The sequence below is a fragment of the Dysgonomonas termitidis genome, from assembly GCF_054657735.1.
The window spans coordinates 507,814-519,772 of sequence record NZ_BAAHYD010000002.1 but is presented as its reverse complement, the minus strand read 5'-3'; the positions used below and the strand labels follow the sequence as shown (position 1 = coordinate 519,772).

9 protein-coding genes are annotated in these 11,959 nt (G+C 40.3%); 3 read left to right on the top strand and 6 right to left on the bottom strand.

All coding sequences use genetic code 11. The annotated features are described in order from the left end of the window. Positions 1-104: 104 nt before the first annotated feature. From rplS to ACYQ3L_RS06300, 5 genes are all read right to left on the bottom strand, one after another. Positions 105-464 (bottom strand): 50S ribosomal protein L19, encoded by a 360-nt coding sequence (rplS, locus tag ACYQ3L_RS06320; RefSeq protein WP_379997651.1) that lies wholly within the window; start codon positions 462-464, stop codon positions 105-107. Positions 465-621: 157 nt separating this feature from the next. Next, entirely contained in the window at positions 622-1,338 is a 717-nt protein-coding gene (locus ACYQ3L_RS06315; RefSeq protein WP_379997653.1) for a hypothetical protein, read from the bottom strand. 5 nt (positions 1,339-1,343) lie between these two features. Next, positions 1,344-2,021, bottom strand: coding sequence for a M15 family metallopeptidase (locus ACYQ3L_RS06310; protein WP_379997655.1), 678 nt, complete (start codon positions 2,019-2,021; stop codon positions 1,344-1,346). Beyond that, on the bottom strand, positions 2,011-2,859 hold the full coding sequence (locus ACYQ3L_RS06305; protein WP_459952364.1) for a hypothetical protein: 849 nt from the start codon (positions 2,857-2,859) through the stop codon (positions 2,011-2,013). Before ACYQ3L_RS06305 ends, ACYQ3L_RS06310 begins: the two co-directional genes overlap by 11 nt. Continuing rightward, positions 2,837-5,911, bottom strand: coding sequence for a serine hydrolase domain-containing protein (locus ACYQ3L_RS06300; RefSeq protein ID WP_379997659.1), 3,075 nt, complete (start codon positions 5,909-5,911; stop codon positions 2,837-2,839). Before ACYQ3L_RS06300 ends, ACYQ3L_RS06305 begins: the two co-directional genes overlap by 23 nt. Positions 5,912-6,394: 483 nt before the next feature. Here ACYQ3L_RS06300 and hisS point away from each other — a divergent pair, with 483 nt between their 5' ends. The 3 genes from hisS to ACYQ3L_RS06285 all read left to right on the top strand — a co-directional run bounded on the left by hisS (position 6,395) and on the right by ACYQ3L_RS06285 (position 10,341). Next, positions 6,395-7,759, top strand: a complete 1,365-nt coding sequence (gene hisS / locus ACYQ3L_RS06295) for a histidine--tRNA ligase (RefSeq protein WP_379997661.1) — start codon at positions 6,395-6,397, stop codon at positions 7,757-7,759. 315 nt (positions 7,760-8,074) lie between these two features. Continuing rightward, positions 8,075-8,938: a helix-turn-helix domain-containing protein gene (locus ACYQ3L_RS06290; RefSeq protein ID WP_379997663.1), complete on the top strand. Its 864-nt coding sequence runs from the start codon at positions 8,075-8,077 to the stop codon at positions 8,936-8,938. 272 nt (positions 8,939-9,210) lie between these two features. After that, positions 9,211-10,341 (top strand): fimbrial protein, encoded by a 1,131-nt coding sequence (locus tag ACYQ3L_RS06285; RefSeq protein WP_379997665.1) that lies wholly within the window; start codon positions 9,211-9,213, stop codon positions 10,339-10,341. Positions 10,342-10,497: 156 nt separating this feature from the next. Here the strand turns inward: ACYQ3L_RS06285 and ACYQ3L_RS06280 are convergent, their stop codons facing one another. Beyond that, positions 10,498-11,520, bottom strand: coding sequence for a LacI family DNA-binding transcriptional regulator (locus ACYQ3L_RS06280; RefSeq protein ID WP_379997667.1), 1,023 nt, complete (start codon positions 11,518-11,520; stop codon positions 10,498-10,500). Positions 11,521-11,959 lie beyond the last annotated feature (439 nt).

Genomic DNA, 11,959 nt, shown 5'->3' with positions numbered 1-11,959 from the left:
GGTTTACTTTTTTATACAATCAGGATATTCCTATACAAAAAAAAGAGCCTGTTTGTAGACAGACTCTCCTATATCTTTTTCCGTGCAACCGGCAGAATAAGAAATTAAGCTTGCTTTGCAACTCTTTTTTCTTTGATCCTGGCTTTTTTACCTGTAAGACCACGCAGGTAATACAATTTAGCACGACGAACTTTACCAATTTTATTTACAGTGATGCTGTCAATAAATGGAGATTCGAGAGGGAAGATTCTTTCTACACCAACGTTATCAGACATCTTGCGAACAGTGAAACGTTTTTTCTCACCGTGTCCCGAGATTTTGATAACTACACCGCGATACTGCTGAACACGTTCTTTGTTACCTTCTTTAATACGGTAAGCAACGGTTACTGTATCCCCGCTTTTGAATTTAGGATGCTCTTTTCCTGTAGCAAATGCTTCTTCAGCAACTTTAATTAAATCCATGATTATATGATGGTTTTCTTGTTAATATACGCAATATACACGAGCCTCTCCCGTCAGAGATTACGCAAAGCGGATGCAAAGATAAATATATTTTGCAAATATGCAAAGGTCTTACTTCCTTTATTTTAGTATAAATGCATCAACATATGACAAATACCTATTTTAACGAGGGATCATATATATACACATCGCCCACTCCTTTCGGTGATACCTGCCACATAGCCTGATAGTAATTACTTCCTCCTCCGTTATTTGCAACGATATATACAATATCTTTCTGCTCATTGTAATATACCACCATATTATCAATTTCAGGTTCGAACAGATGCCCGTAAACTTTTTTAGGAAAAACGATATTCTTCCCTTTTATCATTACCGATATAGACTGGTAACGCAATTTCGGTGCGGCCCACTTCGAGGTTCCTTTAGCGGGTTTACCATTTACGGTATAACCTCCATTGTTGCCGGACTTTATAAAAGTGTCTTTTGGCGTTACATTTACCACCGCAATATGAACCCGTACCTCATCATTCTTGAAAGAGATCGTTCCATGAGAAGAAAGCCTTTCCACTTCTACGATATCATAATCATCTACACGCATCAGTTTAGTCCCTTGTATATAGCCCCTTTTAGTATCCCTCGACGGCAGGTAATAATCTACATAACGCCATGGGTCCGCCTCCGGAACAGGAGGAAACATGTAGAACACGGAATCGTTAGGTACGATTGTCGTATTATTCAGATCTCCCAAACGAGGACTGAAATCGATCCTCCCCCTGATCGTATCCTGAGCCACCACAAACTGTGCGGATGCATCATATGCAAAAACACTCAGGAAAAATAACATGAGTAAAATTGTGTAAGTTTTTTTCATAACCGCTATTCTATTACGTTGTATAATTGCTTGGCTTCGGCAAGCGATACGGCATTGAAATGCCACCACTCGCCCCTTATAGTCAAAAAACCCGCTTGTGTCATTACCTTGCGCAGCAACTTTCTGTTTTCTACCTGCTGCCCGGTCAATACACCCTGTTCTACCAGTTCTGTTTCCTTATTTATTCCGGCAGCACGCCCGAAAAAATCGAAAGGAGTTCCCATATCGAGAGGTTTACCGTTTTTGTCACAGATAGTCAGGTCTACAGCCATTCCGTAGTTATGTAATCCTGTGCGTGTCGGATTCGCCACATAAGCAGCATACTTCGTACCTTGTACAACTTTGTACATTTTCTTCTGTACACTTAATGGGCGGACGGCATCATAAACCAATAAACTTAAACCGGGACGAAGCACCTTCAGGTACTTCTGCGCTTTAACCAATTTGGCTGCCGCAACGGGATGCACATACACATTAAACAAGGTATCGTAGAGAATTGTTTTTGTAAAGTTATCTGTTGTCGCATACTTTAGGTCCGCACGGATTGAAGTATCCAACGTGTGAATATTTACAAGTTCTTTTGTCTGTAAATATTTTTCGAGTACGGAAACACCCCTTTGCCCTTGTGCATAGAGCCATAGCGGGCAAAGGAATAAAAGGAGATATATTATCCTATTCGTCATCCTCCTCTTCTTCATCGTCAAAATCGAATTCCTCGTATTCCCTGCTCAATACTTCATCTATCACAGCACATACTTTTTCAAATTCAGATGTCCCCTTCAATTTGTCGATAGAGGCATACGCCTCGCGTAGAGAGCGCAACATGACAGTATCGTCTTCGTTGGCACCCATTTCGGGACTTTCTACAAACCAGTGCAATTCTCCTTTAAGATTCTCCTTCACCAGATTATAAAAACTCAGTGCTGCGTCCCGCTCGCCTACTTTCTCCTTTATTTGCGCCGATTCAATCATGTCATGCCCCAGCACATTTTTGTAGTTGCTCATAATGGCCAGCGTGATTTTGGAACGCATTACGATTACAAAATGCAGGGCTTCCGTATCATCCTTCTGCCGATAATAGTAAACAAAACTCATCAGGGCAGCCCGCAATGTGGAACCTTCTACCAGAATGGTTTCATCTACCCTCCTCATTGGATATCCGGCCGACTCCTTCTGAATCTGCTCAACCATAGCGGGTATAACATCAAACATCCTGTCAACCAGCCCAAGACGGACTTCTTCGAAGTTCCCGTTTATATCCAAAGCAAACACCAAGCGTACCAAATCCCTGAAAAGAGCGTTCTTACCTTCTCCTATTTTTATAAAGTCATATGTTTCTAACGTTTCACTTTTGCCTGCCGGTAATAATTCTTTTATTATCGTGTCTAATTCATTATCCTCTTCACGGGGTAAGGCGGCTAATAAATCATCAATTCTATTTTCAATGATTAAGTCCCATATTTCTTTATCATCCGTTTCGAAAAAAGGTTTTACCTCATCATTCAGCGTCAGTCTGGTCATCGTCATCAGTGTCAATATTAGTATTAGTATTTATGTTAGTTGATTCCGTCAGTTCGGACAAGCTACCGACTTTCCTTATTGCCCTGTACATCTCCTCCTGTATGTGTTGGCGGATATTCATGCTCATAAGCTGTTTATGTGTACGCTTGTCATTTATTCTGTTAGACAAAAATATGAAAATTAAATCATTATCGGGGTCTATCCAGAAACAAGTTCCCGTGAATCCCGTATGTCCATATACACTTGCCGGCGCACTTGCCGATGCAGGACTCGATTTGTTTGTCCGCATTTCGGGCTTATCAAAGCCTAATCCCCGGCGCGAAGTAGCACTTTTGGTCCTGGTGAATAGCTGCCAGGTTTTTTCCGATAAATATTCTTCCCCGCCATATTCTCCCTTATTGAGCCACATCTGATATAACTTAGCCAGATCATTTGCATTGGAAAACAGTCCTGCATTTCCCGAAATACCTCCCATAAAAGCAGCTCCCTCATCGTGTACATACCCCTGAATTAACTGCTTACGAAGAAAATCATCTTGTTCGGTAGGGACAATACGGCTCTTGTCGAATTTCCAGAGGGGAATGTAGGTCGATGTAACAGCCCCCAGCCTGCTAAAAAAATTATCCTGAACAAAAGAATCCAAGTCTTCCTTCGACACTTTTTCCACCACTTCCTTCAATAACATAAAATTGAGGCAGCTATACAAATAGGTTTTCCTCGGCCTTAATTTAGAGGCGGCTATAGCCGCTATAATCGTATCGTTATAAGCCTTATTTATAAACAATCCGTCTGCCAGAGGGACAAAGCCTGCTTTTTCGGATGTGGATACCAGGTTCGGTTTATATTTATAATCTGTACGCGCCCATGTATTGGTATCGAACAACGCGGAATAAAGCCTGGTCTCACTTCTGTTGAACAACTTACCATCGTAACTCGATTGGTCGATGGCATCCATATAGTACGGAATGAAAGAAGTAAGACCTGTCTCGTGCAACAAAGCCTGACGAATGGTTATCTGTGATTTATCCGTCCCTTTCAGCGCAGGCACATAGGTACTGACCGGCGTACTCAGCTTTATCTTCGATTCGTCATATAGTTTCATAATAGCCGGAACCGTAGCTGTCGCCTTGGTCATAGATGCCAAATCGTAAATATCATCATTTGTCACCTTCCGGTTACCGTTATATTCAAACGAACCGAACGAGCGGCTATATATCACGATACCGTCTTTAACTATCAGTATCTGACAACCGGGGTAGGCCTGCGCCTTTATCCCTTCCTGTACTATTGTATCTATTTTATTAAAACGCCCGGAAGAGATCCCGGCAGCTTCAGGCATATCATAACTAAGCCTGGTCTTTTTTATATCGATACCCTTCCCTTCTTTAAACAGTCCTTTTACCGTGACAGGTATTTTACCATCGACTTTATTCCCGCCAAATATCGCCTGGGCTGTATAATCCTGAGCCAGATCAGAGTTTTCATAAGCAAGGACAACTCCATCGGCGGCTTTGACTGAGGCAGTATAAGAAGACATACGGTAAGGCACGACAAAGAAAGCCATAATCGTCTCTTTTCCCTGGCCCACAGACTGGATCGCAGCATTAGCGTTCCCCCTGTTATTATAAACGGACACGATAAGTGTATTGAATGACGCTAATTTATCCTTCAGCCTTAATAGCTCGTCACCATTGGCTACACTAAAACAAGTTACATCCGCGTATAGCTTCAATGTATTGTGAAAGGTATTATCCGCCCGTTCCCCGATCGAAACAGCCGCAATCTTTCGCTTATCCAGTTCTTTCAGGGGGATGATCTTCCGATCATCTCTCAACAATGTAACAGCACCCTTGTGCAACTCCCGGTTGATCCATTCGCCATGAGATGTATTCAAATGTTGCACCAGACCGTTTGTATCTATAGGCCTGGTATCTTTCACACCTAAAATATATTTATAGGCCAAAACCTTTTTACACCTGGCTGCTATTAGATCCTCACTGAGAACTTTATCTTCCACGGCTTTTTTTACGGATTCATAATCCTTTACCGGGTTCAGCGGCCCTACTAATATATCATTTCCTGCCTGCAATGCCCTTACACAGTAATTTTCTTCGCCGGAAACCCCTTTCATCTGTAACCCGTCGGTAAATATTAGTCCGGTGAAACCGAGTTCATCCTGAAGCAGGCCGGTAACTATCGATTCCGACAAAGAACTCGGCTGCTTCCTGTCATCCAGAGCCGGAATATTCAGGTGGGCAATCATCATTCCCGAAAGGCCGTTCCGTATATACTCCCTGAACGGCTTAAATTCTACATCTTCCAGCCGATCTTTGTCATGTGTTATCAAAGGCAGCACTTTATGAGAATCGGTGGAGGTATCGCCATGCCCCGGAAAGTGCTTCGCTACCGCCATTACTCCTCCGGCCTCCAATCCTTTAGCATACATCACTCCAAGTTTAGATACATTGGCTGGATCTTCCCCAAACGAGCGATTGCCTATAACCGGATTTGCCGGATTACTGTTTACATCCATAGCCGGAGCAAAATTCACATGAATACCCATCAATCTGCACTGACGGGCAACTTCCAACCCGTAATAGTAAAGCAGGGAATCGTTTTGTATAGCACCCAGCATCATATTCCGGGGAAAACGGGTTGTATTGGACAAGCGCATGGATAATCCCCATTCTCCGTCGAGAGAAATCATAAGGGGGATTCTCGCACTACCTTGTGCCTGATTGGTCAACTCCGCCTGATTGACGGGAGTACCTTTCGAAAAGAGAATGCCTCCCACATGCTGGTCGTTCACCAATGAGAGCATCCTACTCCTGTTTGCATCAGTATTATCGCCTGCAACGACGGGCATGAACAATTGCCCTACACGCTCTTCCTGCGACATTTGGTTATATACAGAATCTACCCACCTGTTCATCTTTACAGTGTCGGCTGTTTTGTAAAGTGTCGGGGTCTTTTTTTTATTTTCGGTGACCGGTCCGAATGAGCAAAAAACTGTAAATGATACAGCCAGTGCTGTTATGTATTTGACTTTCATTCTTTTTCTCGTCTAAAGGTATTTTGCAGGTAACCGCAACCTATATACAAAAATATAACGAATATGCTTTACGGAAAGATTTAACCCCATTAATTAAACATAGATTAACAAGTAGAATATTACCGGACAATGATTGACAAAGAAAAATTCTAAATCTACACTCAATAGGAAAAAAGGTAACACTTGCGTCAGTTAACAGTAAACAGTATCGTGGTTTGTCATGCTGAGAGAAACGAAGCATCTCGTCAGAGAGTAGTTAACAACTTGTAACTCGTAACTGCCCGCAGGGCGCAGAAATAACATTCGCCGAAGCGAAGGCGAGGCAAACTCGTAACCGCTTTAATCAATACGTCAAAGAGCTAACAGCTTATTATATAGATAAACTTCTTTCGAAAAAACAAAATCCCGTTTATCCTGATGCATGACTGATTACTAAAAAAATCCTATCTTTGCAACCTAATAATACATATCAACAATAAAGCTATGTCACAACCTTCTATTCCAAAAGGAACAAGAGATTTTTCGCCGGAAGAAATGGCGAAACGCAACTATATCTTCGATACCATCCGCGAAGTATTTAAACTATATGGTTTCCGTCAGATAGAAACCCCGGCAATGGAGAACCTGTCTACATTACTGGGTAAATATGGTGAAGAGGGCGACAAGCTTTTGTTTAAGATACTGAACTCCGGCGATTACCTGAAAGATATTTCTGACGAAGAATTGTCGGAAAGAAACGTAAACCGTCTTGCAACCAGACTGAGTGAGAAAGGACTCCGTTACGACCTTACCGTACCCTTTGCCCGCTATGTGGTTATGCACCGCAACGAGATAACTTTTCCTTTCAGGCGTTATCAGATACAGCCTGTATGGCGCGCCGACCGGCCGCAAAAAGGGCGTTACCGCGAATTTTTCCAGTGCGATGCCGACATTATCGGTTCTGATTCGCTTATCAATGAAGTGGAGCTGATACAAATTATAGATGAAGTATTCAACCGCTTTGGCATCAGGGTATGTATAAAGTTGAATAACCGCAAAATACTGTCGGGCATAGCCGAAATAATAGGTGAGTCGGATAAGATCACAGATATTACAGTTGCCATAGATAAACTGGACAAAATCGGTCTGGAAAAGGTAAATGAAGAACTGGCATCGAAAGGCATCCCACAAAAAGCCATCGAGCAGCTTCAACCGATTATCTTGCTGCAGGGTAGTAATGAAGAAAAACTTGACACACTAAAAACAGTACTCAAGGATTCAGAGACAGGCATAAAAGGTGTCGAAGAACTCGGATTTATCCTGAATAAGCTAAAGGTCGTAGGAACCCGCTCCCAGTTGGAACTGGACCTGACCCTTGCCCGCGGATTAAATTATTATACGGGTGCGATCATAGAAGTAAAGGCGCTGGATGTACAGATAGGAAGCATCACAGGCGGAGGACGTTACGACAACCTGACCGGTATATTCGGACTGCCCGGTGTATCCGGCGTAGGTTTTTCTTTCGGCGCAGACCGCATCTTCGATGTATTGAACCAACTGGATCTGTATCCGAAAGATTCAATCCAAAATACGCAGGTACTCTTTGTTAACTTCGGGGAAAAGGAGGAAGCTTATATATTGCCTCTTATCACTAAAATGCGCAGGGCAAATATATCTACAGAGATTTATCCGGAGCAGTCCAAGATGAAGAAGCAGATGTCGTACGCCGATTCCAATAAAATCCCTTATGTAGCCATTATCGGGGAAAACGAAATGAACGAAGGCAAAATAACGCTCAAAAATATGATGACCGGAGAACAAGATTCATTGAGCCTTGAGGAATGTATATTAAGCATATCCCGGATATAAGAAAAAGTTGACGGTAAAATTTACGATTTAGATAGTTATCCGGATTTTTAAATTAAGAATCCGGATAATTTTGTCTATTCCTCCACTGGTCTCACTATCGAAAGGAAAAGAGTTTCAGTGCCAGATTTAAAGATATGGGAGATAACAGACAAGCCTGAACAAGAGGCGGCACAAACTCATATATCACTAATAATCAGCACATAACCCACTACACATATCACAAATAAGGCAGAAATTACCTGCGAACCCATTCCCGGGCCAGAACATTCCATATTTATTGATTGTTAAAGAAATAAATACGTTCAATTTACATATATGACCATACGAACTCCTAATATTGAAAAGGCCTTGACCGAATATGAGAATTCTCAGCAAAATTATATTTTACCTTTAGAAAAAGACGACTCATTTAAGGTACACTATATAGATAATGGCACGGAATTTACGATAGGCATACCCGGGGAAAACAGTATCATCTTCGTTATGAAAGGTAAGATACTGATTCAAAAAGACGATTCTGAGCATAAGCTATTCGATGATAACAGCATGTTCTTCATATCCAAAGTATTCGGCCCGTATAAAAGTACGACCAAAGAAAGCACCATATATATAGAGTTAAAGTCCGATAACCTTCTGCCGTTTATCGATCAGGTTTTACTGAATCAGATCGTATCACTATACGCCCCGGACCCGGTAGAATTAAATAAATTACTTATAAAAAAGACCTTACGTTATTTCTTGTCTGGAATTATCTATTACAGACGAAATAAGATATTCTCAAAGTATGTATATGATATCAAGAAAAAAGAGTTCGTCTTCCTGATGCGTACATTATATGACAAGCAGACTCTTGCGGCATTCTTCTCCCCGGTGCTGCTTAGCCAGAATCATTTCAGGATAGGCGTACTAACTAATTACACACATAACAGCACGGTAAAAAGCCTGGCTAAGAATTGCTTTATGACTACCAAAACATTTACGAGAAAATTCAAGTCAGAATTCGGGACCACGCCTCATAAATGGATTGTCCTTCAGAAAGTGAAAGGACTGGAATATTACCTGGCCCATCAAACCGTATCGATAGACAATATTCTGTCTGAATTCCATTTCTCCAATATGGCAGAGCTTCTCCAGTTCTGCGACAAGCATAACTTAATGACAAAGTTACTAAGCAAATAGATATTTTTCATCTTTGTCCCTTTTAATAGATATTTTGTCCCTTTTTCTTATTATGGGGCATAAGTATTCGCATTACTTTTGTGACGTAATGTAAATGTAAGCGTATTGATTTTTGCGGACAAACTGTAACCCTCTTTACAAATCATAAAAGAGAACATTTTCCGAATCCGTTAATAAAAGGAATAGAGAAGAACCGGCCATTCATCTCTGGAAAGTCATTGTCTCAAAACTCACAAGGAAAATCAAAAAAGTATCTATTAAACCTACTAAAAATGAATTCAAAAAGACTATTCCTATTTGCAATTATTATTGCACTATTCACTGTGTCATGCGATAAAATAGAAAAAAGCGATGTACCTGTAGTCGCAGGACAAAAAGCAAGTATAAGTTTACAAATTTCAGGAACACCACAAACAAAAGCTTCAGGCAATCCTACTCAAGAAGATAAAGTACTCAAACTGGATGCATTCGTCTTTAATGCCGACGGGACACTAGAAGCTCTGAAAAGCCTTACAAGCCAAAGCAACAGTATAACCAAGCTGGACAACATCGCTGTAACAAGTGGGTCCAAGAAAGTATTCGTTCTGGCTAACTACGCGGGAGATGTATCATCAGTAAAGACTCTTGGCGAACTGCAGAAAATAACATCAGATCTTAAAAATGAGAAAGAAAACGGCCAACTGACAATGTCAACAGATGTGATTGAAATCTCCGTTCTTCCGGGTAAAAATTACATCGGTTATTCTACAAGCCCATCCGATGGAACTTCTCTGGAACCTCATACATTCGTCCTTAGCAGATTGGCTGCAAGGGTGAAAATAGAGGATATGCAGTGGCAAAGTTCCGAATATACTTTTGAAGAGCCTACAGCTTTCATCCTGAATGCGGTTCGAAATTCAAATGTTACCAATCCCCTATTATCATCTTCACCTGTCGATTACTATCAGGGATTTTCGGGAAATGGAGACTTATACCCTTCAACAAGCACAATATTATCCGGTGCTGAGAACTTCTTAACTTCACCTGCATCAAATAATAGTACATACTTCTATCTTTACGAAAATCAACCGGTAGAAAGCAAAATATATCCTACAATGATCGTATTGAGAGCCAAAGTTAAGCAAAGCAACAAATACATCAATAATATACCTGGACGTGTAGATGCTAACGGATACACATACTTTCCGGTAATTATAAACCTGGAAGGGACTAATTCCACTATATCCGGTGCCTCGGACCACCACCAGTATGTAAAACGGAACAATACATACAATATCAAAACTATTGTAAAAGGCTTAGGCACAAGCAATCCTTTCAGTTCCGACGCGCCTTCATCCCTAAATGTGCAGGTTACAGTCGCACCCTGGGCATTGACTATCTCACAGACCAGAGTATTTGAATAAAATATTTACTCATCCAATATCAGATACTAACTCAATGCCGGCTTGTATTGGGTTAGTATTCATTTTATAATAGACACAAGAATGTATAGATTGTAATAGTCCGATAGCATCGGACTCCAAAAAAAGAATTCAGTTCCGTCTATAATATCAATTAACCTAATTATTTAAATAAAGAGTGCAAGGTAAAACGATCTTGTATTGTCCTTTTTCTCCCAACTGTTTATTTCTCAAACGAATCTCTCCGAGTAAGATATCCACCGCATTCTTACCGATATCGGCAACCGGCATTTTTGCAATATTGATCTTGGGAGCCAATATTTTAAATAAAGATACTCCATGAATACACGCCAGTTGAAATTGCCGGTTAAAATCAATCCCCCTATTATTAAAATAAAGAAAAGCTTCCAATGCTAGAATATGTGTGGTAAAGAAAAAGCCATCTATATCCGGTACTTTTTCAAACATATTATCCAATATCTTTACAATCTTATTCTCGTAATCTTCGTACTCCACATTTCCTACCAATGTAGAATTAAACTTGATCCCGGAATCTAACAACGCTTGTTTATACCCCTCATTCCTTTCGCCCATTGTGGTAAGGTGCGGGTTGGTTGTAATAAGCGCAATATTTTTACAACCTTTGCTTATAAGATGCTTAGTTAATTTATAGCTGCTTTCTTTATTATCAATGATAATATAACTTGTTTGTAATTCAGGAAAATAGCGGTCGAATGTAACCAAAGGGAATTTCTCCGATACAAGGCGCTCAATCTCAACCTTCGACCGTTTTGTCGGAGCTATGATAATCCCATCTACCCCTTTAGACTTAAACATCTGTATTACAAGCTCTTCTTTATTAAAATCAGATTCAGAACTCGCTATCATAAGAGAATATCCATGTTGGTTGGCCTGATTTTCTATTTCTCTGGCTACAGAAGAATAGAAGAAATCCGATATAGAAGGAAGAATAAGACCAATAGTCTTAGTCTGACCCAAGTTGAGGCTCCGGGCAATTAAGTTCGGCTGATAATTCATCTCTTTAGCGCAGTTCAGTACGACCTCTTGCGTATTTTTACTGATGCCTTTCTTTTCTGCTTGCCCGTTTAACACCCATGAAACTGTGGTTTTAGACAAATTCAGTTTTTCTGCTATATCCTTGAGGGATGCCCTGGTTTTCATATCCTATACCCAAATAAATATTTTTATTTTATTAAACGATTAAATATTGGATTATTTCAAACGATATGCAAGTAAATTAGATATTTAAATATAGCAATGAGTTATCATTATTACCCGCCTGGTCTCCATCATCCGGTTCTTTTTTATCAAGTTTGCAGACATAGTAGCCTCGACCGATTCTTTACCTTAAATTCTTCCTGCATATAGTTATCAATATTTCCAGCCCTTCTTCAAGGCATATAACAGAATATTAATTCTATTTTCGTTATTACAAATATAATATTCGATTTATATTTCTGCAAATGTAGATTATTTTACTTTCTCGTTAAAATTAAATTCTCCATTTTTTCTATTACAAGAGATGATTGACTCGAGTCCGGTGCTTATCAATACAAACGCATCTTACATTTTACTTAGCCATATAATATGTATATCAAAT